The following is a 26,281-nucleotide window of genomic DNA, read 5'->3' as shown; positions in this document are numbered from 1 at the left end:
CCTTTCCAAAGGTTGGAGAGGATGCCCGCGTGTGTTGTGGGTTGGTCGCGAGCGGAGGGCGTCGCCATGTCACAGCAGCCGCATCATCCGGTCTGGTTGACGTTCGCGCTGACGATTCAGCCATGGGGGACCATGAGAAGGTCCAACTTGGGGAGCCAACCCTTTGCCGACGGGCCGGAGATTGGTTGACCGGCGACGCAGGTCGCGGGTGACGTTGGATCGCGGGGATGTCGCCGCCTGGCGGAGAGGACAATGTTGACCAGCCTTCAGCCCGGTCGGGTGTCGTTCCTCTGGTTTCTCATCACGCTGATGGTCGGGCTGGCCCTCACGGGCGGCGCGGCCTGGGAGATTGAGCGGCTCAACGATCAGCGCGTCCGTGACGCGCTGTCCACCGCCGCCGAAAGGATGGCCTCCGACATCGTGGATCGGGTGACACTGTACCAGTACGGGCTGCGCGGCGCGCGCGGCGCGGTGGTCGCGGTCAGCGACGTAGGGCTGAGTCGGAAGCGGTTTCATCGTTACAGCCTGACGCGCGACGTCGATTCCGAGTTTCCCGGGGCGCGCGGTTTCGGCTTTATCGAGCGCGTGACCCAGGAGGGCGAGGCCGCCTTTCTTGAAACGGCGCGACAGGATGATTGGCCCGATTTCGCCATCCGGCAATTTGCGCCGCATGATGGGGAGCGCTACGTCATCCGTTACATTGAGCCGGTCGAGCGCAACCGTCCGGCGGTCGGGCTTGACATCGCGTCCGAAACAAACCGGCGCAAGGCCGCCGTTGCGGCGATGGACAGCGGAGAAACCCGGCTGACCGGCCCGATCACTCTGGTTCAAGCTGTGGGCGGGCCGCAGCAGTCGTTTTTGATCCTGATGCCCGTTTATCGAGGAACGGGCGCGCCGACGACGGTGGAGGCCCGGCGGGCTGAGGCGGTCGGCTGGACGTACGCGCCACTGAGCATGTTGGAGGTGCTCAGCACGCTTCACATCGACGGCGCGCTGTTTGATCTTCAATTGAGCGACATCACCGATGCGGGCGTCGCCGACGTTATCTTTTCGTCCGTCAAGGACACGCCGGATCGTCGGCCCTTGGCCACGCAGGCCCTTGAGCGCGACGTGTTCGGTCGTCGGTGGCGGATCGACGTCGCCGCCCGCCCGGCCTTCGGTCCTTCCCTGAATCCGGCGACGCCGTCTCTGGTTCTGCTCATCGGCGGCGGCGCCAGTTTGCTGGCGGCTGGGCTGGCGGCGGCGTTGGGGCTGAACCGCGCCCGCAAACGCATGACCGATCTGGCGTGGCGCCGTTTGGGCGCCATCGTTGAAAATTCCGGCGACGCCATCGTCGGCGAGGGGATGGACGGAACCGTCATAAGCTGGAACCGGGCGGCGGAGCGTCTGTTTGGCTATCAACAGGACGAGGTTGTCGGGCAACCGCTGGCCCCGCTTCTGTTGCCCCAGGATCGTTGGGACGAGGACCTGACGCTGCTGCAACGTGTCAACAGCGGCGCGTCGGACGTGACCTCGTTTGACACCTTGCGCCTGCATCGTGACGGAAGCGTGGTCGAGGTGTCTGTCACGGTCAGCGCCATTCAGGACGAGCGTGGGCGCGTCGTCGGCGTGGCCAAGCTGATGCGCGACATCGGAGAGCGCAAGGCGGCAGAGCGCCGCCTTGCGCAATTCAACGTCGATTTGGAACGGCAGGTGGTGGAACGGACGGCTGAATTGGATGCGGCGCGTCATACCCTCCGAACCGTTCTGGACGCGGTTCCATCGATGATCGGCTATTGGGACCGGAACTTGACCTGCCGCTTCGCCAACCGGGCCTATTCCCGTCGGTTCGGGATCGAGACGACGGCCCTGCCGGGACGATCGATGAGAGAGCTTTTGGGCGACGCGCTGTTCGAGAGCAATCGTCCCCATACGGAAGCGGCTTTGCGCGGCGAATCGCAGACGTTCGAGCGGACTGTTCCCAAACCAGACGGTTCCGGGGTGCGCCACTCCCTCGTGCATTTTCTGCCCGATCAGGCGGATGGCGCGGTGCAAGGCTTTTTCGTCCTGGTTCATGACGTGTCGGACATCGTCGAGCATCGCCTGAAACTCGCCGCCGCCTTGCGGGAAAACGAGGTGCTGCTGCGGACGATCAATGAACAGTTGCTGTGTTCGGTCACGGACACCGCAGGCCGGATTCTTGAGATCAACGACAATCTCTGCCGGACCATGGGGTATAGCGCGGAGGAGTTGGTTGGGCGGACCCACAGGACGATCAGTTCGAGGGTCCATCCGCCGGAGTTTTGGCGGGAGATGTGGTCGACCATCATGGCGGGCCGCACCTGGCGCGGCGAGATCTGCAACCACGCCAAGGATGGCCGCCCGCTGTGGATGGACAGCGTGTTCGCGCCCTTTCGGGGCGATGACGGGCGCATCGAGCGTTATGTCGCCCTGCGGATCGACATCACCGCCCGCAAGCTTGCCGAGGAGGAGCGCAACCGCAGCAATCGGTTGCTCAGCGGCGTCCTTGATGCGGCGTCGGAAATCGCGATCATCGCCACCGATCCGCAAGGGACGATCACCATTTTCAACAGGGGCGCCGAACGCATGCTCGGTTACAGCGCGGGCGAGATGGTGGGCGTCCAGACACCAGCCGTGCTTCACCGGATGGACGAGGTCGTCGCACGCGCCCAGGACTTGCAGACCGAGTTTGGCGTCGCCATCGACGGCTTCCGCGTCTTTGTCCACAAGGCGGAGATCGACGGAGCCGAAAGCCGCGAGTGGACCTATGTCCGCAAGGACGGCTCCGAATTTCCGGTTTCTCTCATCGTCACCGCCATCCGGCATGGCGATGGCGGCATCATCGGCTATCTGGGCGTCGTTCAAGACATCGGGAAGCGTCAGGCGTTTGAACGTCAGTTGCGGTTGGCCAAACAGGGGGCGGAAGAGGCCAGTCTGGCGAAGGGGCAATTCCTGGCCAACATGAGCCACGAGATCCGAACGCCGATGAACGCCGTGCTTGGCCTCTCATATCTGCTGGAACGGACGGCCCTGTCGTCGGAACAGAGCGATCTGGTGCGCAAGATCCAGGTCGCGGGGCGCGGTTTGCTGGCCATCATCAACGACGTCCTTGATTTCTCGAAGATCGAAGCGGGACGTTTGGAACTGGAAACAGCGGATTTTCGGCTTTCTGATTTGCTGGACGCCATCTCCGTCATCATGTCGGCCAACGCCAGCGCCAAGGATTTGGAATTGGTGATCGACGCGGCGTCCGACCTGCCGGACGCGCTGATCGGCGACGCCCTGCGTTTGCAGCAGGTGCTCATCAATCTGACCGGCAACGCCATCAAGTTCACGACCAAGGGCGCCGTCACCCTTCGGGTGGAGCGGGTTGACGTCGAGGGTCGGGCGGTCATGCTGCGTTTCACCGTTCAGGACACCGGAATCGGCATTGCCGAGACCATCTTGCCAACCCTGTTCGACGCCTTCAGTCAGGCGGACAACTCCATCACCCGGCATTTCGGCGGCTCCGGTCTGGGGTTGAGCATCTCCAAGCGGTTGGTTGAGCTGATGGGCGGGCAGATCGGCGTCGAGAGCCAACTTGGCCGTGGCAGCCGTTTCTGGTTCACCGTTCCCCTGGGCGTGTCCAGCGTGCCCCAGCCGACGCCGGACGACCTGCCCCGATTGGATGGACCCTGTGGTGGGGGCGACGGCGCTGGGTTGGATGGCCTGCGGCTGTTGGTGGTGGAGGACAATGTCGTGAACCAGGAGGTGGCAAGGCGCATCCTGGAGCTGAACGGAGCGGCGGTGACGGTCGCCGCCAACGGCCAGGAGGCGCTGGACCGATTGATCGCCGACGACGCGGCGTTCGACGCTGTGCTGATGGACGTGCACATGCCGGTGATGGGCGGCTATGAGGCGACCCGGAGCATCCGCCAGGATCTGGGGCTTGCCAATCTGCCGATCATCGCCTTGACGGCGGGCGCGCTTGCGTCCGAACGTCTTCGCGCGGAGCAGGTCGGCATGAATGATTTCATCGCCAAACCCTTTGATGTCGATCAGATGGTGCGGTCCATCCGCCGTCAGGTCCCCCTGTCGAAAGGGGCGGCGTCAAAATTGTTCGTCCCCCCGCCCGACCGTGGCGAGCTGTTGGACGTCGACGTGCCGGGAATCGACATGGGCCAAGTCTCTCGGCGTTTGGGCGGAGACCGGACCTTGTTCACGTCGTTGCTGATCCGTTTTGTTCGCGAGTTCACCGACGCCGTCCCACAAATCCGCCGCGATCTTGCGGCGGAAAATCCAGACGGAGCCGCGCGCACGCTGCACACCCTTCGCGGGGCGGCGGGCAACATCGCCGCCGTTGACGTCATGGAGCGCGCGCACAGGGCCGAGAACGCCGTTCGCCATGGGCCATCGGCGGAAATCCCGCCTTTGCTGGAGCGGTTGGACGCGGCGCTTTCCGCGCTTGACCAGTCTGTTCAGCGAAGCGGCTTGTCCGTCGTTGTTGAAGAGCCGGACGCGGCGGACGCACCCCCCTTGGTGATTGCCGAGGTTATGGAGTTGATCGAGACCCTGAACGCGCGGAGCATGAACGCGATGACCCTGTTCGAGCGAATGCGCCCATCCCTGGCGGGATCCTTGGGAAAGCCGTCCTTTGCGGAGCTTTGCGACGAGATCGATGGTTTGAACTTCGCCGACGCCGCGCAGAGATTGTTGAGCGCGCTGACAAGCGAAGGCGGCGCGGCGCAATCGGGTGGTCTGCGCCGCGTCGGCCATTGATCCAGGCGCCTCCCCATAACCATGGGCGGGCGCCGCGACTTATTCCGGCGTGATGTTCGGGCACGCCAGAAGCGCCCGAACATCCCGTGCGAGTTGGGGGGATCGTGGGATGGATTGGTGGTCCCCGTCCAGAAGGCGGATGCTGGCGGCGCCGTAAGCGCGCCAATCCTGCGGATCGGCGCCGCGACGATGGGGGGTGTCCTTCAGCGTGTCGCGCGCCCACCAGACATGCAAGGGGGCCATCACGCGCGGCAGGCTGAAATTCCGCATCAGGCGATGGCCGCTCATAAAGAACCGCATCTGCAAGGCCTGAAGGTCGCGGGGTCGATCGCGCGCTTCCGGCAGCGTGGCGCGGAACCAGTCGAGCGCATGGTTGGCGCGGCTTTCGGCGGGCAGGCTCGCCAGCTCACGCTCCAGCCCTCGGCAGGTCTCCCGATGTTGGTCGAGCAAGACGCGTTGAATCGAGCCGTCGAGGCAGGCGATGTAGGGGGTGGACAGCGGCAGATCCGGCAAATCCAGCGCGCCCGCCTGAACATTGGTTCGGGAATCAACCAAGCCAACCCATGACACGGTTGCGCCCGCCGCCTCCAGTCGGGCCGCCACCGCCATGGCCAACCAAGCGCCGAGGGACCAGCCGAGCAACCGATAGGGACCGTTGGGCTGCCGCTCGCGGATCAGGCGGGCGTACAGCGTGGCCAGCGTGTCGATGGACTCCGGTTCGGCGTTTGGGTCGGACAGTTGGGGCGATTGCAGGGCGAGAATGGCGATTTCCGGGGGCAGCGACTGGGCGAGAGACGTGTAGGCGCGGGCATGGCCGCCCGCCGGATGGAACAGGAACAGGGGCGGGATCGACGAATCGGCGTCGGCGCGCGCGGCGCGCAGCGTGACCAGCGTGGCGCTGTCCCGCCGCTCCGCCGCGCGCAGTTCCGCCGCCAACGCCGCCAGGGTTGGGTGCTGGAAGGGCAAGGTGAAGGGAATTGGCAGTTCCAACCGCTCGCGCACGGCGGCGACGAGGCGCGTGGCGGTGAGGGAGTTTCCGCCGAGCGCGAAGAAATCATCGTCGCGGGCGACGTCCTGAACGCCGAGAAGGTCTTGCCAGAGCGCGGCGAGCCAGTGTTCGGCGTCGCCCTGGGGCGGTCGCCGGTTGGCGGCGGCGGGGCGTCCGGGGCGGGGGAGCGCGTCGCGGTCGATCTTGCCGTTGGGGTTGAGCGGCAGGGCGTCCAGCGTCAGGAGGCTGGCGGGGATCATGGCGGCGGGCAGCCGGTCGACCAGCCCCCGGCGCAGCGCCTCGGGGTCGAGACCGCTTCCGGCGGCGTAGGCGGCGAGGAAGGCGGCGTCGGTTCCGGCGTCCCACAGGCGGACGGCGGCGGCGGCGACGCCGGGTTGGGCGAGCAGGGCGGCTTCGATCTCGCCCAACTCGATGCGGTGGCCGCGCAGCTTGACCTGGAAGTCCCGGCGCCCGACGAAGCGCAACGCGCCGTCCCACCCCCGGCGGACCAGATCGCCGGTGCGGTACATGCGGGCGCCGGGCCGGGCGCCAGGCTGCGCGGCGGCGAAGGGATCGGGCAGGAAGGCCGAGGCGGTCAGGCCGGGTCGGGCGTGGTAGCCGCGCGCCAGCCCGTCGCCGCCGATCCACAACTCGCCCTCCGCCCCCGGCGGCAGCGGGTTGAGCGCAGCGTCGAGGACATAAAGGCTGGTGTTGTCGAGCGGCCCGCCGATGGGGACGGCGCTTTGCCCGTCCGCCACGCTTTCGACCGGGGTGGCGCTGGACCAGATGGTGGTTTCGGTGGGGCCATAGACGTTGGTCAGCCGCGCGCCGCGCCGCAACAGGCGCTCGGCGAGGGCGGCGGGCAGAGCCTCGCCGCCGGTCAGCGCGCGCAGGCCGACCCAGGCCGGGCTGTCGAGTTCGGCGAGCATGGCCCAACTGGCGGGGGTGGCTTGCAGGACGGTGACGCGGTGACGGTCGAGCAGTCGGAGCAGGGCGGCGGGGTCGCGCTGGGCGGTCTCGTCGGCCAGCACCACGGCGGCGCCGGCGATGAGCGGGGCGAAGATCTCCAGGGCGGCGATGTCGAAGCCGATGGTGGTGACGGCCAGCCAGCGGTCGGCGGGGGTCAGCGGCGTGACGTCGGCCATGGCGCGCAGCAGGTTGGACAGACCGGCGTGACGGACGGCGACGCCCTTGGGCCGCCCGGTGGAGCCGGAGGTGAAGATGACGTAGGCGGTCTGTTCGGGGTGGGGAACGGCGGGGAGCCAGCCGTCGCCTTCGGTTTCCTGCCCGTCGCGGATGAGGGCGTCGGGGGAGACGGTTTCGACGCCGCCGCTCTGCCCGCTGTTGGCTGGCGCGAGGATCAGACGGGGTTTGGCTTGGTCGAGAATGTCGGCCAGTCGGCTTTCGGGCTGGGCGGGGTCGAGGGGGACATAGGCGGCCCCGCTGAACAGCACGCCCAGCAGGGCGACGACCAGGGCGGGGCCGCGCTCCAGACGCAGGGCGACGCGGTCCTCAGGCCCGACGCCGCGCTTGCGCAACCCGCGCGCCAGGGCCAGGGCGCTGCGGGTCAGCGCGCCGTAGCTCATCGGGCCGACGCTGGTTTCCAGGGCCAGCGCGTCGCGCGCGCGGGCCGACTGGTCGAGGATCGCCCGGCCGACCCACCAACCGGGGTGGGCTGGGACGGAGGGGCCTTTCTCCACCCCGTCTGCGGGAACCGGAAGGGCGCCGACCGGGCGCGCGTCGTTCTCGGCCAGCGCCGTCAGAGTCTGGGTGAAGCGGTCCAGCAGAGCCGTCACCAGGGCGGGCGCGATCCGCCGTTCGTCGCGGCCAACCCGCAGGGTCAAGCCGCCACGCGGCATGATGGTCAGGGTCAGCGGGTAGTTGGTCCGCTCATAGGCGGACAGCGGCGTGAGGCGAACCCCGGCGCCGATCTCCCCGCCATCGCCCATGCCTTCATTTTCAAAGACGAGCAGAGATTGGAACAGGGCTTGCCCGCGCGCCAGACCAGCGCAGCGCTGGATGTCGGCCAGCGGCGTGTGTTCATGCTCGCGCGCCGACAGCGCCCGACGTTGCGCGCTGTCCAGCAGGGCCGCGACGGTTTCGGCGGGATTCAGCCGAACCCGCACCGGCACCGTGTTGATGAAGGCCCCCAACATGCGGTCGGCCCCGGCCAATCCGGGCGGACGTCCGGCGGTGGTCATGCCGAACAGGACATCGTCGGCGCCGGTGTGGCGGCCCAGCGTGATGGCCCAGGCGGCCTGAATGACGCTGTTCAGCGTCACCCCGACCCGCCGGGCCAGCGCCCGCGCGCCGACGGCGACGCTCTCGGGCAAGGCGTGGTCGGTCAAGCGGAACTCAGCCCCTTGCGGGCCGGTCGGAAAGTCCGGCAACGGTGACGCGCCCGCCAGCTCCGCCGCCCAAAAGGCGTGATCGGCGGCGGCGTCCCGTCGCGCCAGCCACGCGAGATAGGCGGCGAAGGGCGGGCGGGGGACGGGGGGCGGCAACCCGGCTCCCAGCCGGTTGCGGTAGCGGTGGAAGACGTCGGCGATCAGCATGGCGGTTGACCACGCGTCCACGATCAGGTGATGGCGGCTCCACAACAGCCAATGGCGGTCATCGGCCAACCGCAGGATCCGCAGCCGCATCAACGGCGGCTCGTCCAGGGCGAAGCCCGCCGCGCGGTCGTCGGCCATCAGGCGGCGCAGATCCGCGTTCCGTCCGTCGGCAGGCCGGTCTGACCAATCCTCCAGCGCCCAGGGGAAGCGGGCGGTTGGCGCGACGGTCTGAACCGGCGGGCCATCCGCTGGCGTCGTGAAGCCGGTGCGCAGGATGGGTTCGGCGTCCACCGTCTCCTGCCACGCCGCCGCGAAGGCCGCCGGGTCCAGCGCGCCATCAAGCTGAACGGCGGTCTGATTCACGTACAGCCGTTCATCAGGGGCGGCCAGCGTGTGCCACAGCATCCCCTGTTGCAACGGGGTCAACGGAAAGGAGGATGGCGGCACGGGCGATGGCGACAGCCGGGCGGACGGGCCGGAGGAGTCCTCGGAGGGGGCGCTGTCCAGCAGATCGCCCAGATGGTCGAGGAAGCGGCGGGCGGTCGCGTCCACAAACGGCCCTTGCGGCAGATTTTTCGGAAAGGCCCAGACCACGGACAAGCGGCCCTCGCGCAATTGCGCGGTGACGTCGATCAATTGACGGCGGCGGCTGTCGGGATGGCGGGCCTGCCCGGCCCCGTCGGGGATCAGACGCCAACCGCCCGCCTCGCCGGGAACCTGTCCCAGATAGTTGAAGGCCAATTGCGGGTGCGGCGGCAGCCGTTCCCCGACGCGCAAGTAACGCAGCAGGCCATAGCCCAAGCCGCGCCCCGGCGCGGCGTCGCGTTGCCGTCGGATGGCGCCGGGTTGCGCCGGATCGTTGGTCAGACGCACCGGGTAGCGGCTGGTGAACCAACCGACGCTGCGGCTGGGGTCCAGGGCGGACAGCGCGCTGTCGCCGAAGGCGTCCGGCTCACGGCCATGGCCTTCCAGTTCGATGACCAGATCGGCGCGATTCTGCCATTCGCCCAAGGCGCGGGCGAGGGCGGCGAGCAACGTCGCCTCCACCCCGTCGGGCTGGCGCAGCAAGACGGCGGTTTGCTGGTCGTCCAGCGCCAGTTCGACCCGACGCAGGCCCGACAGCGTGCCGGGATCGGCGCCGCGCGCCAACTCGCCCCAACCGGGATGATCGGCCAACGCGCCCCAATAGCGGCGGGCGGCGTCCAGACGGTCGTCGGGAATGGCGGACAGGGCGGCGGTCCAGGCGGCGAAACCATCGGCGGGCGGCGGCGGAACCGGCGTTCGGCCTTGGCGGGCGTCCTCATAGGCCGCGCGCAGATCCGCCGCGATGATCCGCCAGGACACGCCGTCCACCACCATGTGATGGGCGACCAGCAACAGCCGGGCGTCGCGCGCGGGCGTTTCCAAGGCTGCTTCCAGAGCCGGGATCAAAACGGCGCGGAACAGCGGGCCGTCGCGCAGGGACAGACCGCTGTGGGCGGCGGCGACGGCGGCGTCCACCGCCGCCTCGTCGGAACAGGGGACGATGGCGAAAAGCCGGGCGTCGGTCGCCTCCGCCGCAAGGGTCAGCCGAGGCTCCTCGTCCGCGTCGGCTTGAACCAACCGGGCGCGCAGCATGGGCTGACTCGCCACCAGGGCGTGAACCGCGACGCGCAGGGCGGTCGCGTCCACCCCCTCCGGCAGGGCCAGCATCACCGCCTGATTCCAGTGGTCGGGATGAGGTTGCGGCTGTTCAAGGAACCAGCGCTGGATCGGCGCCAGGGCGAAGGGCGCGCCGTCGTCGGCGCGCGGCGGCGGGGCGGCTGTGGTCGCGGCGGGATCGACGGCGCGGACAAGGTCGCGGAACAGCGGTTGTTCAAAAAGATCGCGGGCGGTCAGCCGCACGCCCTGGCGCGCGGCCAGAGCGATCAGCCGCAGCGCCATGATGGAATCGCCGCCCAACCGGAAGAAATGATCGTCGTCGGCGATGACCGGGCGGCCCAGCAGCGTGGCCCAGAGCGGGCGCAGGACGGCGGCGGCTCCGCTGTCGCCGTCTCCGTTTACCGGAGCGCTGGCCGGAGCGTTGGCGGCTTGCGGTTCGGGCGCCGGCGGGCGCAAGGCGGCGGCGAGCAGGGCGGGGGTTGGGTGTTCGAACACCAGCCGCGTCGTCAGGCGCAGCCCGTCGGCGGCGGCGCGGGCCATCAACCGCAGGCACAGGATGGAATCGCCGCCCATGCGGAAGAAATGATCGTCGGGTCCGCAGGTCGGTTGTCCCAAGATCTCCGCCCACAGCCGTTGCAGACGCTCCAGCGTGGGGTCCGTTGGATTGGGGGCCGTTGGCTTGGGCGACGGCGTGGCGGTCGGTTCCGGCCTGTCGCTGACGGGCGCGGCCAGCAGGCGCGCGGCCTCCGCCTTGTCCAGCTTGCCGTTGGCGGTCAAAGGCAGACGGTCAACCCGGCGCAGCGCGCTCGGCATCAGCGGATCGGGAACCAGACCAGCCAATTCGGCGCGGATCGAGTCCGCGTCCCGCGCGGGCGCGGCCACCAGCGCGCCAAGGCGCGCGCCGTTCGGTCCCTGGTCAACCAGGATGGCGGAATCCTCGACCCCGGCGAGACCGGCCAGAATGTGGCGCAACTCGCCCGGCTCGACCCGGAAACCCCGGATCTTCACTTGATCGTCGGCGCGTCCCAGAAGGGTCAGCGATCCGTCGGGGGTGCGCCGGACCCGGTCGCCGGTGCGGTACATGCGCCGCCCCGACAGCCACGGGTCGGGCAAAAAGCGTTCCGCCGTTTGGCCGGGGCGGCGGTGATAGCCGCGCGACACCCCCAACCCGCCAATGAAGAGTTCGCCCACGGCGGCCCCGGCGACCGGCTCCAGATCCGAATCGAGGACATAGGCGCGGGCGTTCGCCAGGGCGGGGCCGATGGGAAGAGCCTCCGCGCCGTCTTGCGCCGGATCCAGCCATTGAGCGGCGGCGCCGATCGTGGTTTCCGTCGGTCCGTAATGGTTGACGATCCGCAAGCCGGGGGCCAGACGACGCAAGCGGGCCAACCCCGCCGGAGGCAGGCTCTCGCCGCCCAGGATCAAGCAACGGCGCGGCAGCAGCCGGGCCGGTTCGCCGACCGACAGCAGGGCCAGCAAATGGCCAGGGACGATCTTCAGCGCGTCAACCGGGTGTCGGGCGAGATGGTCGGCCAAGCCCGGCGGGTCAGTGGACAACTCCGGCGGAATCAGGCTCAGGCGACGCCCGGTCAGCAGGGCGCCGAAAACGCTGGTCAGGCCGAGATCGGCGGACACCGTGGCGATGGTGGACAGCCGGGCGTCCGGCGGCAGGTCCAGATGGGGCATGACCGCGTCGACGTAGGACAGCAGGTTGCCATGCGTGACCGCGACCCCCTTGGGCGTTCCAGTCGAGCCGGAGGTGTAGAGCAGATAGGCGACCCGGTCCGGCGACCCCAGAACGGGCGGCGGCGGTTCGCATGGCTCTTCGGCGTGCGTCCAATCGAGCCAGCCCAGCGTTTCGGGCAGCCAGAGCGGGCGTTCGCCCGCGCCCACCGCCACCGTCGCCCCGCTGTCCGCCGCCATCCAGGCCAAACGGGCGGCGGGCAGCGCCGGATCCAGCGCGACCCAGGCCGCGCCCAGCCACCAGGCGGCGATCACGCTGTCGATGTGCGCGCCAACGCGCGGCAGGACGACGGCGACCATGCCACCCGCCCCGCAGCTTTTGGCGCTCAATCTTGCGGCCAACCCGCCCGCCCGCGCGCGCAGCGCGGCGTAAGACGTGGTGACGCCGGACTCCTCCAGCGCCACGGCGTCGGCGGGTTGCGCCAACAGCCGGGTCAGGGCGCAGCCGTTCGGCGCCGTGGGCGCGGCGGCGGACGGCGGCGGGGCCAGACGCTGGAACAGGGCGGACAAGGGCCGGTCGATCAACCCGGCCAGATCATCCAGGGCGCCGATCAGGTCGGCCATCATCCGCCGGGCCGTCAACGGATCGACGCGGTCATGGTCGAGCAGCAGGTCAAAGCGCAGCGCCTCCGACGGCACGATTCGCAGAGTCAGCGGGTAGCTGTTGCGGACCTCGGTCGTCTCGCGGGTCAAGGTCAGGCCGGTGGCGTCGGTCGCCTCGCCGGGGGGCAGGGCTTCGGACACGATGATGCTGTGGAACAGCGCGTCGGGCGCGCCCGCCCAATCGCGGATTCGGGCCAACGGCGCGTGCCCATGATCGCGGATGCGCGCCGCCCGTCGCTGCACCCCGTCGAGGAAGGCGGCCATCGGCTGCGCCGCCGCCGGACGGATCCGCAGCGGAACCGTGTTGATGAAGGTTCCCAGGCAACGCTCGGCGCCGGGCAGATCGGCGGGGCGTCCGGCCAGCGTGACGCCGACCGTCAGATCCTCCACCCCGGCGTGGCGGGCCATGACCAGCGCCCACAGGCCTTGAATGACGCTGTTCAACGTCAGCCGCCGATCACGGCACAGGGCGCGCAGGGCGGCGCTGGTCGCCACGCTCACGGCATGCTCTTCGGTGTGGTGGCCCAAGCCGCTGGCGAGGCGGGCGCCGGGAAGCGGCGCGGCGCCGGGGAAATCCGCCAACTCCTCTTGCCAGAAACGGGCGTCGGCCGCGCCGTCGCGCTGGTCCAGCCACGCGATGAAGTCGCGGTAGGGAACCGGCGGCGGCGCGTCCGCGCCGTCCGCGCCCGCGCGCAGGGCGGCGTAGTGACGCAAAACGTCGGCGGTCAGCAGCGGCAGGCTCCAGCCGTCCATCACCAGATGGTGGATGGTCCAGACCAGTTGGAAGCGGCGGGCGGCGGTGCGCAGGACGGAGCAGCGCAGCAGCGGCGGGCGGTCCAGCGCGATGGCGGCGCGGTCCTCCCGCGCGATGCGGTCGAGCGCTTCGGCCCGTTCCGTCGCGTCGGCGTCGAGCAGGCTTTCCCAGCGCAGGGCGAAGCGCGCCCGCCGCAGCACGATCTGGCAGGGCGCCGACAGCCCATCGGCGAGGAAGGCGGTGCGCAGGCTGGGGTGGCGGTCAACCACCCGCTGGCAGGCCTGCTGCAACAGATCGGGGTCGAGCGCGCCGTCGCAGCGCAGGGTGGTTTGGCTGACGTACTGGCCCTCCTCGCCGCCCAGGCTGTGCAGCAGCATGCCGCGCTGCATCGGCGACAGGCGATAGACGTCCTCGACCCGCGCCAGCGGGTGGCGGGCGGCGATGGCGTCCAAATCGCCGGGGGCGAGATCGGCCAGCGGGAAGTCGGCGGCGATGGCCCCGCCGGGGCCGGGTTCGGCGCACAGCGCGGCCAGCGCCGACAGCTCGGCCAGCGTGTCGGCGGCCAGACGCTCCACCGTCGCCGGGTCGAGGACCTCCCCGGCGGCTTGCCAACTCATGGTCAGGCCGCGCGGACCAACGGACGCGTTGACCTCGATCAACCAGGGCAGGGCGTTGTCGGGCGCGCGGAAATGGCCCAGCGGTTCGGGCGCGCGGCGGAAGGCTCCGGCCTGCTCGTCGAAGCGGCCCAGATAGTTGAACAGGATCGGCGATTGGATGGCGAGGCCGTCGCGATCCCAGCGCAGCAGGTACGGATCCTCGCTTTCCGGCAAGGCGGCGAGCGCCGCGCGGGTGGACAGCAGGGCGGCGCTTAGGCTGTCCTGCCCCCCTGTTTCCAGCCGCGCCGGATGCAGGCGGGTGAACCAGCCGACCGTGCGCCCGCTGTCGAGCGGCAGCAGGTCGCGGCCATGACCTTCCATGAACAGGGTGACGCCGGTGGAGGTCTGCCCCGCGCGCGCGCGCCACGCGGTCAGGGCGCGGGCCAGGGCGGTCAGGCACAGCGCTTCCGGGCCGGTGCGGAAGGCGGTGGGGGCGTCGTGGGTCAGACGGCGCGCGGCCTCGGCGGGCAGGGTGATGCTGTGGCGGATCTGGCGGCCAACCTTGCAGCCGTCGGGGGGAAGCGGATGGTCGAGCGGGAGGGCGTCGGGCGGGCGCTGCGACAGGCTGGCCCACAGCGGCGCCGGGGCGTTGGGCAGCGCCGCGCGCCGTTCCCCTTCGGCCAAGGCCCAACGACGGAAGGAGGTGGTCGGATGACGGGCAAGCGCGGCGGGATCGCGCCCGGCGCTGGCCTCGGCGTAAGCGTTGGCGAGATCGTCGAGCAGGATCCGCCACGACACCCCGTCCACGGCGAGGTGATGGGCGACCAGCAGCAGCCGGTCGCCGCCGTCGGGCAGCCGCAGCAGGGCGGCGGCGAACAGGCGCCCCTCGGCCAGCGACAGGCTGGTTTGCGTGTCGGCGACCTCCGCGTCGATGGCCTCCTGGATCCGGGGCTGCGAGTCCCCGGTCACGGCGACGACGCGCAGCGACAGCGGGCGCGGCGTGGCGGGAATGTTTTGCGTCCAGCGTCCTTCAACGCGCTGGAATTGGGCCGACAGCGTGGGGTGACGGGCCAGAAGGGCGGTCAACGCGGCGCGCAGGGCGGCTTCGTTCACCCGCGCGTCGGCGGTCAGCAGAACCGCCTGGTTGTTGTGGTCGGGAACCGCCGGTTGGCTGTCCAGCCACCAGCGTTGGATGCCGGTCAGCGGTGTTGGCCCGTCGCTGGGGACGACGTCGGCGGCCTCGGGCAGGGCCGTGTCGAGAATCGTCGCGTGGGCGGCCAGCGTGGCGATGGTCTGATGGCGGAACACGGCGCGCGGCTCGAACAGCAGGCCATGGGCGCGCGCCTGGGTCGACAGTTGCAGGCTGATGATGGAATCGCCGCCCAGCATGAAGAAATTGTCGTTGACGCCGACGCGCTCCACCCGCAGCAGCGCGCGCCAGAGCGTCGCCAAGGTCTGTTCCGCCGCGTTGCGCGCGTCGCCGCCGCTGTCGGGCGGCTGTGGTTGCGGCAGGGCCTTGCGGTCGATCTTGCCGTTCTGGTTGATCGGCATGCGGTCGAGGGTGAGGAGGACGGCGGGGATCATGTGGTCGGGCAGGCTGTGGGCCAGGGCGGCGCGGGCCTCGTCCGGCGTCGGGGCGGGAACGCCCGCCGGGGGGACGATCCAGGCGGTGAGCCAAGTCGCCTCCCCGTTCGCGCTGGTGGAGGCGACGACGACGGCCTCGGCGACGCCGGGCAGGGCGGCCAGGGCGGCTTCGATTTCGCCGAGTTCGACGCGCTGGCCCCGGATCTTCACCTGGAAGTCGGCGCGCCCGAGATACTCGATGGCGCCGTCGGGGCGGTGGCGGGCGAGGTCGCCGGTGCGGTAGAGGCGGCGGTGGTCGGGACCATCAGCCAGCGGGTTCGGCAAAAAGGCCGCCGCCGTCAGGCCGGGCCGCCCGAGATAACCGCGCGCCAGCCCGATCCCGGACAAATAAAGTTCGCCCGCGACGCCGACCGGAACCGGGTTCAGCGCGCCGTCGAGGATCCAGGTTTGGATGTTGGCGATGGGTCGGCCAATCGGCACGGGGCCTTGCGGCTCGGCCCGGCAATCCCAGACGGTGACGTCGATGGACGCCTCGGTCGGGCCATAGAGGTTGTGCAGTTCGGCGGGCAGGGCGGCGAGGCAGCGGTCGCGCAGGGCGGCGGGCAGCGCCTCGCCGCTGCACAGCAGGCGGGTCAACCCGGCGCAGCGGCCCGGCTCCAGCGCGTCGAGGAAGACCTGGAGCATCGCCGGGACGAAATGCAGGGTGGTGACGCCGTGCGTCTCGATCAAGGCGGTCAGACGGGCGGCGTCGCGATGCTCGCCGGGTCCGGCCAGCACCAGCCGGGCGCCGGTCATCAGCGGCCAGAAGAACTCCCAAACCGACACGTCGAAGCCGTAGGGGGTCTTTTGCAGCACGGCGTCGGCGGGGGACAGGCGGTAGCGGTCCTGCATCCAGCGCAGCCGGTTGAGCAGGCCGGCCTGCGGCACGCCGACCGCCTTGGGCCGCCCGGTCGAACCGGAGGTGAAGAGGGCGTAGGCCAACTGACCAGGGGCGACGGGCCGGTTGGGGAGGTGGTCGGGCCGGCCGTCGGCGAGCGTCGCGTTGGCGTCGAGGATGGCCACGGTCAGGCCGGGATGATCGGGCAGTTGGGCGCGGTGGCGGCCTTGAGTCAGCGCCAACGCCGCGCCGCCATCCTCCAGCATGGTCGCGAGGCGGGCGGCGGGGTGTTCGGGGTCGAGCGGCAGATAGGCGCAACCCGCCTTGACGGCGGCGTGGATGGCGATGACCAGCTCGGGCGAACGGTCGAAGCAGAGCGCGACGCGGTCATCGGGGCGGCAGCCCTGGGCGATCAGCCAATGGGCCAGCCGGTTGGACCGGCGGTCGAGCGCGGCGTAGCTCAGCCGCTCGGTCCGGCCATCGGCCTCCCATTCCAGCGCGACGGCGTCGGGGGTCCGCGCCGCCTGTTCGCTCAGCAACCGTCCCAGCGGGGCGAAACCGCCGAGATCCGACGCCGTGGCGTTCCAAACGCGCTGACGCTCAAGGTCACCCGGCGGGAGAGCCGCCAGCCCGTCGAGCGCGCGCTCCGGCGCCGTCAGCAGGGCGTCCAGGCTGCGCAGGCAATGGTCGGCGAAACGCTCGATGGTCGCCGCGCCGAAACGGGCGGTGCGGTGCTGAAAGGACAGGGTGAAGGCCCCGGCGGGGGCGCTGACGAACAGCGAAAGATCGAATTTCGCGCTGTGCTCGGGGATCGGCAGGACGGTCGCCGTCACGTCGCCGAGATCCAACGTCGCGCGGTCGCCGCCGCGCAGATAATTGAACATGGTCTGGGCCAGCGGCTCGCCCTGGCTGTCGCGGGCGGGGCGCAGACGCTCGACCAGAATCTCGAACGGCAAGGCGCTGTGGCGCTGGCCGTCCAGCACGGTCTGCCGGGTCTGCTCCAACAACGCCAACCCGGTCACGCCGGGCGCGATCCGCGCCCGCATCACCAGCGTGTTCATCATCGGCCCGACCACGCTTTCCAACGCCGGGTGCAGGCGTTCGGACACCGGCGTGGCGACGCGAACATCGTCCTGCCCGCTCCAGCGCGACAGCGTCCAGTGATAGGCGGTCAGCAACAGGATGTAGGGGGTGATCCGCCGTTCCGAACAGAAGCGCGCGATCCGCTCGACCGTCGCGCGGGGCAGCGGGCGTTCGACGCGCGCGCCGTCATTCTCCGCGCTGGCGCCGTTCGCGGTCGGGTCTTGCGGCAGGGTCAGCGTCGGCTGGTCGGTTCCCAGCGCTTCGGTCCAATAGGCCAGCAGATTGTCCTGCCCGCGCGCGTCCAACCGCCGCCGCCGCCACGCCGTGGCGTCCACATGCTGGACGGCGGGCGGGCGGTCGGCAAGGCTGTGGTCGGCGTAGAGCGCCGCCCAATCCTGCGCGAGGATCTTCAGGGATTCCTCGTCCACGATCATGTGATGGAAGGTCAGCAGCAGCCGCGCCCGATCTGGGTCCGCCCGATCTGGGGCCGCGCGGACCAGCAGGGCGCGGAACAGCGGCGCCCGCGCGTCCATGGCGAAGGGCCGGGTCATGGCCGCCTCGATCAGCGGCGCGGCGTCGGCCATGGCCGCGTCCTGGATCTCAAGCGGCGCCGTGGCCTCGTCGAGATGGTCGATGACGAGGTCGCCGTTTTCCTCGCGGGCGTGGCTGCGCAGAATCTCGTGCCGGTTCATCAGGGCGCTGAGGCTGCGGGCGATCCGTTCGGAATCGATGACTCCCGACAGCTCCAGCAACAGATTGACGTTGTAGCGCGAATCCGCTGGGTCGAGCCGTTGCAGCAGCCACAGCCGCCGTTGCGCCGGGGACGCGGCCATGCTGGGCTGGCGCGGCAGGCGGGGAATGATTGGCTCCTCATCCCCGCCGCCGCGTTCAAGCCATGTCAGGATGTCGGCCTTGCGCGCCGCCAGCCGGTCCCGCAGATCGGCGCTCAGCGTCCCGGTCGGCGCGTCCACCACCAACCGCCCGTCGCGGGCGGACAGACGGATTCCCTGCCGGTCGAGGGAGGAGAGAAGCTCTTCGAGGCTCATAGCTCAAACCGTTCATAGCTGGCGCCGTCGGCGGGCGCGGTGTCGTGGGAGGCCGTGTTTGAAACGATCGTGTTTGAAACGACCGGAAGCGCGTCGATGTGGGCGGCGAGATCGCGCAGGACGGGGTGCGCCATCACCGCGATCAGCTCGACCGGGCGGTGGAGGCGGTCGCGGATGCGCGCCGCCAGACGCGGGGCCAGCAGCGAATGCCCGCCCGCCAGGAAGAAATGCGCGTCCCGGCTGTCAATCGGGTGGCCGAGAAGCTCGCTCCACAGGGTCGCCAGGGCGGCTTCGGTCTCGCCCTGCGGCGCGGCTCCGCCGCTGTCGGGCGGTTGCGGCTGGGGCAGGGCCTTGCGGTCGATCTTGCCGTTCTGATTGACCGGCATGCGGTCGAGGGTGAGGAGGACGGCGGGGATCATGTGGTCGGGCAGGCTGTGGGCCAGGGCGGCGCGGGCCTCGTCCGGGGTGGGGGCGGGAATGCCCGCCGGGGGGACGATCCAGGCGGTGAGCCAAGTCGCCTCGCCGTTGGCGCTGGTGGAGGCGGCGACGACGGCCTCGGCCACGCTGGGCAGGGCGGCCAGGGCGGCTTCGATCTCGCCCAATTCGACGCGCTGGCCCCGGATCTTCACCTGGAAGTCGGCGCGCCCGAGATACTCGATGGCGCCGTCGGGGCGGTGGCGGGCGAGGTCGCCGGTGCGGTAGAGGAGGCGGTGGTCTGGACTGTCGGCCAGCGGGTTCGGCAAAAAGGCCGCCGCCGTCAGGCCGGGTCGCCCGAGATAGCCGCGCGCCAGCCCGATCCCGGACAGATAAAGTTCGCCCGCGACGCCGACCGGAACCGGGTTCAGCGCGCCGTCGAGGATCCAGGTTTGGATGTTGGCGATGGGGCGGCCAATCGGCACGGAGCCTTGCGGCTCGGCCCGGCAATCCCAGGCGGTGACGTCGATGGAGGCCTCGGTCGGGCCGTAGAGGTTGTGCAGTTCGGCGGGCAGGGCGGCGAGGCAGCGGTCGCGCAGGGCGGCGGGCAGCGCCTCGCCGCTGCACAGCAGGCGGGTCAGCCCGGCGCAACGGCCCGGCTCCAGCGCGTCGAGGAAGACCTGGAGCATCGCCGGGACGAAATGCAGGGTGGTGACGCCGTGCGTCTCGATCAAGGCGGTCAGGCGGGCGGCGTCGCGATGCTCGCCGGGTCCGGCCAGCACCAGCCGGGCGCCGGTCATCAGCGGCCAGAAGAACTCCCAAACCGACACGTCGAAGCCGTAGGGGGTCTTTTGCAGCACGGCGTCGGCGGGGGACAGGCGATAGCGGTCCTGCATCCAGCGCAGCCGGTTGAGCAGGCCGGCCTGCGGCACGCCGACCGCCTTGGGCCGCCCGGTCGAGCCGGAGGTGAAGAGGGCGTAGGCCAACTGACCGGGGGCGACGGGCCGGTTGGGGAGGTGGTCGGGCTGGCCGTCGGCGAGCGTGGCGTCGGCGTCGAGGATCGCCACGGTCAGGCCGGGATCGTCTGGAATCTGGGGGGTGGGCAGCCGGTCGCGGTGGTGGCTTTGTGTCAGCGCCAACGCCGCGCCGCCATCCTCCAGCATGGTCGCGAGGCGGGCGGCGGGGTGTTCGGGGTCGAGCGGCAGATAGGCGCACCCCGCCTTGACGGCGGCGTGGATGGCGATGACCAGCTCGGGCGAGCGGTCGAAGCAGAGCGCGACGCGGTCGTCGGGGCGGCAGCCCTGGGCGATCAGCCAATGGGCCAGCCGGTTGGACCGGCGGTCGAGCGCGGCGTAGCTCAGCCGCTCGGTCCGGCCATCGGCTTCCCATTCCAGCGCGACGGCGTCGGGGGTCCGCGCCGCCTGCTCGCTCAACAACGTCCCCAGCGGCGCGAAGCCGCCAAGGTCCGACGCCGTCGCGTTCCAAACGCGCTGGCGCTCAAGCTCGCCCGGCGGGAGGAGGGAAAGCAGCGACTCCACCGTTTGCTCTGGCGCGTCGGCCATGTGGGTGAGGATGGTCATCAGCGTGTCGGCCACGCTGTCGGCGATGGCGTCGTCAATCACCGCGCGGTCGGCGGTGGTCCGCAGCGTCAGCCCCTCGCGCGGGATCAGCACCAGGGAGAGCGGGTAGTTGGTGCGCTCGATGGCGCGTTCCAGCGTGGCGCGCAACGGCCCCTCGCCCGATCCGGCGGGCAGCGGGTAATTCTCGAACACCAGCAGCGTGTCGAACAGCGCGTCGCGGACGGGGGCCGCCGCCTGAATCTCGGTCAGCGGCGTGTGTTCGTGGTCGCGGGCGTCGCTCATCCGCCGCTGCACGGCGCGCAGCAGCGCGTCCAGCGGCTGGTGCGGGTCGATGCGGACCCGCAAGGGGATGGTGGTGATGAACAGACCGATCATGCGGTCGGCGCCGGGCAGATCGACCGGACGACCGGCCCCGACGACCCCCAGAATGACGTCGTCGCGCCCGGTGTGGCGGGCCAGGGCCAACGCCGCCGCCGTCTGGCACAGGGTGTTGACGGTCACGCGGGCGCGGGCGGCCCGCGCCTTGAGCGCGGCGAAGCGGGCGGGGGACAAGGCGGTTTCGCGGTGATGGGCGCCGCCGTCGGGGGCGCCGCCGCGCGGCAAACGGGCCGGTTCGGTCACGTCGCCGACCTGTTCGGCCCAATAGGCGCGCCCGGCGGCGGGATCGCGGCGGCTCAGCCACGCGATGAAGTCACGGTAGGGCGGCGGGCTGTCGATGACGGGGGCCTGTCCATTGAGCGCCGCGCGGTAGCGCTCCGCCACCTCGCCCATCAGGCGGGCGGTGCACCAGCCGTCGGCGATCAGGTGGTGACGGGTCCAGATCAGCGCGTGGCGGTCGGCGGCCAAGCGCAACAGCGTGACCCGCATCAACGGCGGTCGGGTCAGATCCAGCCCGGCGGCCAGATCGCGGTCGGCCTCCCGGCGCAGCGCCTCCGGCCCGGAATCGGTCGCGCTCCAGTCCAGCGAACGCCAGGGCAGGGCAGCGCGGGCGGCGACGCTTTGCTGCGGGTCGCCATCCTGCGGCCAGTGGAAGCCGGTGCGCAGGGCGGGGTGATGATCGACCAGCGCCTGCCAGCAGGCGCGGAACCGCTCCGCGTCCAGCGCGCCGTCCAGCCGGACGATCACTTGATTGAGATACTGGCCACGCCCGGCGTCGGTCAGCGCGTGGAACAACAGGCCGGTCTGCACCGGCGACAGGGGGTAGCGTTCTTCGGTCGCCGGGTCCGACGCGGCGGCGAGCCGCTCAAGGGACAGATGAGCGGCCAGCCGCTCAAGGAACAAATCAGGCAGCGCCGCCATCGACGCGGCGTCGCGGGGCCACGCCCAACGCAGGCGCAGGGTTCCGTCTTCGATGACCGTGTCCAGTTCCAGCGCGTGCAGGCGGTGGTTGTCGGGGTGGCGCTGGTTCGGCACGGCGCGCGGCGACCGGCGGACCGATCCGTCCCCGTCACCGCCCCTGTTGATCTGGCCATGATGGTTGAACACGACCGGAGGAACCGGGAGGTTGGCGACCTCCGCCGCCGCCCCGTTCGGGCCGTGGCGCAGCAGGCCGAAGCCGCGCCCGCCGTCCGGCACAGCGTTCACCTGCGCGGCGATGGCCGCGCGGTTGGCGGCGGGGCTGGCGTCGGCCCGCCAGCGCAGGCGCAGCGGGTAGCGGCTGGTGAACCAACCCACCGCCGTCGCCTGGGCGCCGTCCAGCCCGTCGCGCCCATGGGCCTCCATCTCGATCGCCAGCTCGTCATGCCCGTTCCAGAGCGCCAGAGCCTCGCAGAGCGCGGCGAGCAGCGCGTCGCGCGGGGCGGGGCCAAGCCCGGCGGCGTCCAGCGTGTCCCGACGCTCGACGCTCTCGTGGTTTCGCCACGGGCCTTTCGGGGCGTCGCCGTTGAAGGCGCCGTTGAAGGCGCGGGCGAGGATGGCGTCGGTCGCGGCGCGCAGCCCCGGAGCTTCGTCGCGCCAATGGGCGCGGGCGCGCTCCAGCAGGGCGTCGTCGGGCGTCGCGGCGGCGTGGAACGCGGCGAGCGCCATGACCGGGCCGTCGCCCGGATCGGAAAGCCGACCCGACGCGCTGAACAAATCGTCGAGCAGGACGCGCCACGACACGCCGTCCACCGCCAAATGATGGATGGAGAGCAGCAGATGGGCGTGGGGCGCCGCGTCGCTGTCGATCAAGGCGGCGCGGATCAAGGGCGGCTGGGCGAGGTCGAATTCCGGTTGCAGCGTTGGCAGCAAAGCGTCCAGCGCGTCCGCCGAGGCGACGCGGTGGCGGGACAGCGGAACGGCTCCCGCCGCCGGGCGCCACACTTGCGTCCAACCGCCATCCGGGTCGGCGGCGAACGCCATCGACAGCGCCGGGTGACGGCGGACCAGCGCGTCAAGCGCGGCTTGCAAAGTGTCGGGCGCGACCGGCTGGTGAAGCTCCAGCAGGATCGACTGGTTCCAATGGCCGGGCCGTGGCTGGCGCTGGGCGAGGAACCAGCGCTGGATCGGCCGCAGCGGCACGGGCGCGGCGGAGTCCAGAATGGCGCTCGCGGTGGATGGCGGCGCCGTGCGGTCCAGGGCGTCGGCGGCGGCGCGCGCGGTGGGGTGGTCGAAGACCAGCTTCGGCGTCAAGGCCAGCGCGCCGCGTCGCGCCTTGGCGGCGACCTGAAGGCACAGGATGGAATCGCCGCCCGCCGCGAAGAAATCCTCGTCCGCGCCCAGATCGGGACGGCGCAGGGCCTCGCGGAACAGGTCCAGCACCGCTTGGGTGGTGGGGGTGAGGGCGGGCGCGTCCTCGGGCGGCAGGATTTGGGCCAGCGCCGCGCCGACCGCCGCCGGGGTTTCCTGCTCGAACAGCATTTTGGGCGTCAGCGGCAGGCCGTCGGCGCGGGCCAGAGCCGCCAACCGCAGCCCAAGGATGGAATCGCCGCCAGCGGCGAAGAAATTGTCGTCCGGCCCGACCGCGCGAGTCAGCACCCGCGCGAACAGCGCCTGAATTCGGACGGTCAGCGCGTTGATCGCGCGGTCCGGCGCTGCGGCGCCTTGTGGATTGGCGGCGTGGGCGGCGGCCTCGTCGAGCAGGCGGCGGCGGTCGATCTTGCCGTTGGGCAGCAGCGGCAGCGATTCCACCAGCCGAATGTCGCGCGGCGTCATGTAGCCGGGCAGGGTTTCGGCCAACCGGGCGCGCAGCGTGGCGACGTCCGGGCCGCCGTCGGTCGCGACCAGCGCCAGACGCGCGCCGTTCGGGCCGGGGACGGCCAGCGCGACCGCCTGGGCGACGCCCGCGCGGCGCGCCTGGGTTTCGATTTCGCCCAGCTCCACCCGGAAGCCGTTGATCTTCACCTGCCCGTCGGCGCGCCCGAGGAAGGCGACGCCGCCTTGGGGGTTCGCCGCGTTGGCGGGCAGGCGGCGCGCCCGGTCGCCGGTGCGGTAGAGCCGCCCGCCTTCGGCGGTGGCGACGAAGCGCTCGGCGGTCAGGCCCGGCGCGCCGACATAGCCAAGGGCCAATTGGTCGCCGCCGATCCACAGATCGCCCGCCGCCCCGACGGGCGTCGGGCGCATCCGGCTGTCCAGCGTGTGGAGGACGCTGTCGCCCAAGGCGCGGCTCAGGTGGGTTTCCTGGCCGGGCGTCAGGCGGTGGATGGCGACGCCGACGGTGGTCTCGGTCGGCCCGTAATGGTTCCAGATCTCCATGGCGGGGGCGAGGCTGGCCAGCCGGTCGAGCAACCCCGCCGGGGCCGCCTCGCCGCCCAGAATCAGGGCGCGGCGCGGCAGCAAGCGCTGGGGCGACGGCAGGGCCAGCAGCGCGTCGAGATGCGACGGCACGATTTTCAAAACATCGGCGGGGACGTGGTCAAGCGCGCGGGCCAGCGTTTCCGGGTCGGCGCATTCGGCGTCGTCGAGCAGGCGCAGCGTCCGCCCGGTCAGCAGCGCCCCCCACAGGCTGGTGAAGCCCAGATCGGCGGCGACGGAGGAGAGCGCCGCCAAGGCCGCGTCCGTCGGCCAGTTCAGCGCGTCGGCGACGCCGCGCGCGTAGGCGACCAGCGCGCCGTGGCTGACCTCCACCCCCTTGGGCCGCCCGGTGGAGCCGGAGGTGTAGATCACATAAGCCGGGCGGTTCGGGGCCGGTTGAGCGGGGCTGGCCGTTGCTTGGGCCGTCGCGGCGTCACCCGGTTCGGCGGACGGGTCAAGGTCAAGCCAGACGGCGGCGGGCGGGAGCCAATGCGGCGCGGGGCCTTGGCCGATGACGGCGGCGAGCGCGGCGTCTTCGGCGATCCAGCGCAGCCGCTCGGCGGGCAGGGCGCCGTCCAGCGGCGTCCAGCAGGCTCCGGCCTTCCACACGGCGAGCATCGCCGCCGGTTGGGCCGGGCCGCGCGGCAGCAAAACGCCGATCCGCCGCCCCTCTTGTCGGCCAAGCGCGCGCGCCACATGGTCGGCGCGCGCGTTCAACGCGGCGTAGCTCATCGCCCCGTCGGTCCAGCGCAACGCCGCGCGCGCGCCGTCTTGTCGCAGGAAGGCGCTCAGCGCGTCGTCGGGGGCCGCAAGCGCCGCCGGGCCGCGCAGCGGCGTGGATTCATGGCGCAGACGATAGGTGGACAGCGGTTGATCGGCGTCCTCGGCGATCTGCTCCAGCAGCGCGGCGTAATCGTCGAGCAGCCGGGCCGCCGTGGCGTCGTCGAACAGCTCGCGGCTGTATTCCAGCGCCACGCGCGGGGCTTGATCGCCGGTGTGCAGACGCAAGGTCAGGTCGAAACGCGCCCGGCTTTTGGGCAGTGGCAGCGGCCGCAAGGCGGCGTTGGCGAGCGCGAGAGTCTCGCGCGGCACGTTCTGATGGACGAACAGGACCTGAAACAGGGGCGACGCCGGGCCGCCGCGTCGGATCTCCAGCGCGTCGAGCAGCCGGTCAAAGGGCAGATCCTGATGGTCGAACGCCTCGATCTGCACGGCGGTCGCTTGATCGAGGAAGTCGGAAAAGCGGTCGTTCCAATCGAAGCGGTGGCGGATCGGCAGGGTGTTGGCGAAGAAGCCGATCTGATCGGCCAATTCGGGCCGCTGGCGGTTGGCCACCGTGGTTCCCAACACCAGATCGTCGGTGTCGCCGTAACGCCCCAGCAGCAGCGTGAAGGCGGCGCGGGCGACGGCGTAGAGCGTCGCGCCGTGCCGGGCCGCCAGCGCGGTCAAACCGGCCAGTTGGGCGGCGGGGATCGCCGCCTCGATCTCCGCCCCCTCATGGGTGCGCCGCGAGGGGGACGGGCGCGGGCGGTCGAGCGGCAAAGCCAACTCTTCCGGCGCGCCGTCGAGATGGCGGCGCCAGAAGGCGGTTTGGCGGGCGCAGTCGCCGCCCTCCAGCCAATCGCGTTGCCAACGGGCGACGTCGCGATGGCTCAGGCGGATTGGCGCGGCTGTCACCGGCGGCGGCGCGCCTTGCGCGTGACGCTCGTAAAGCTGGGCGAGGTCGCGAATCAGGATGGCTTCCGACCACGCGTCACAGGCGATGTGGTGGATCACCAGAAGCAGACGCCAAACCCCCTCGCCCATCGGCAAAAGATGGGCGCGCAGGGGCGGGTCGCGCGCCAGATCGAACGGGCGGTCGCACCGGGCCTGAAGATGGGCGTCGCGGGCGGCGGGGGCAGGGTCGTCCAGCGTCAAGACATCCAAGACGTCGGGCCAGCGGGGCAGAACCCGTTGACGCGGCGGCGCGCCGTCGCCGTCGCCCGGCTCATACACCGTGCGCAGAATGTCGTGGCGTTCGAGCAGCCCATCCAGCGCGCGCCGCAGGGCCGCGACGTCCAACGCCCCGGTGATCTCCACCTGGGTGGCGAGGTTGTACAGCGCCGTGCCCGGTTGACCGCCGCCGCTCTCGACCCGGTCTATCACCCACAGCCGGGCCTGCCCGCAGGACAAGGGACCGACGGTTTCGCCGCCGTCGGCGACGGCGTCGCCGGAGAACGGCACGAGCGGGAGCGACCAACTGTCAACGCCGCGCTCCTCCAACTGGGCGCGGAAGCGGGCGCGCGTCTCGGCGGGCAGCCGGTGCAGGCGCGCGGCGATGGCGTGGGAATCGACCGTCGTCGTCATGA

General features: G+C 71.0%; 3 protein-coding genes. 1 reads left to right on the top strand and 2 read right to left on the bottom strand.

What is annotated here, in order from left to right; genetic code table 11:
* The first annotated feature begins 252 nt into the window (after positions 1–252).
* A complete protein-coding gene (locus tag D3877_RS06075; protein ID WP_119829805.1) occupies positions 253–4,758 on the top strand; it encodes a CHASE domain-containing hybrid sensor histidine kinase/response regulator in 4,506 nt (1,501 codons plus the stop codon).
* A 39-nt stretch (positions 4,759–4,797) separates the two neighbouring features.
* Here D3877_RS06075 and D3877_RS06070 read toward each other — a convergent pair whose 3' ends face one another.
* Both D3877_RS06070 and D3877_RS06065 read right to left on the bottom strand, forming a co-directional pair.
* Entirely contained in the window at positions 4,798–18,228 is a 13,431-nt protein-coding gene (locus D3877_RS06070; RefSeq protein ID WP_119829804.1) for a non-ribosomal peptide synthetase, read from the bottom strand.
* Entirely contained in the window at positions 18,225–26,279 is an 8,055-nt protein-coding gene (locus D3877_RS06065) for a non-ribosomal peptide synthetase (protein WP_119829803.1), read from the bottom strand. Before D3877_RS06065 ends, D3877_RS06070 begins: the two co-directional genes overlap by 4 nt.
* Positions 26,280–26,281: the final 2 nt, after the last annotated feature.

The sequence above is a fragment of the Azospirillum cavernae genome (genome assembly GCF_003590795.1).
GTDB classification, from domain to species: Bacteria; Pseudomonadota; Alphaproteobacteria; order Azospirillales; family Azospirillaceae; genus Azospirillum; species Azospirillum cavernae.
The sequence above is the reverse complement of the archived record's forward strand: the minus strand, read 5'-3'. Positions and strand labels throughout refer to the sequence as shown.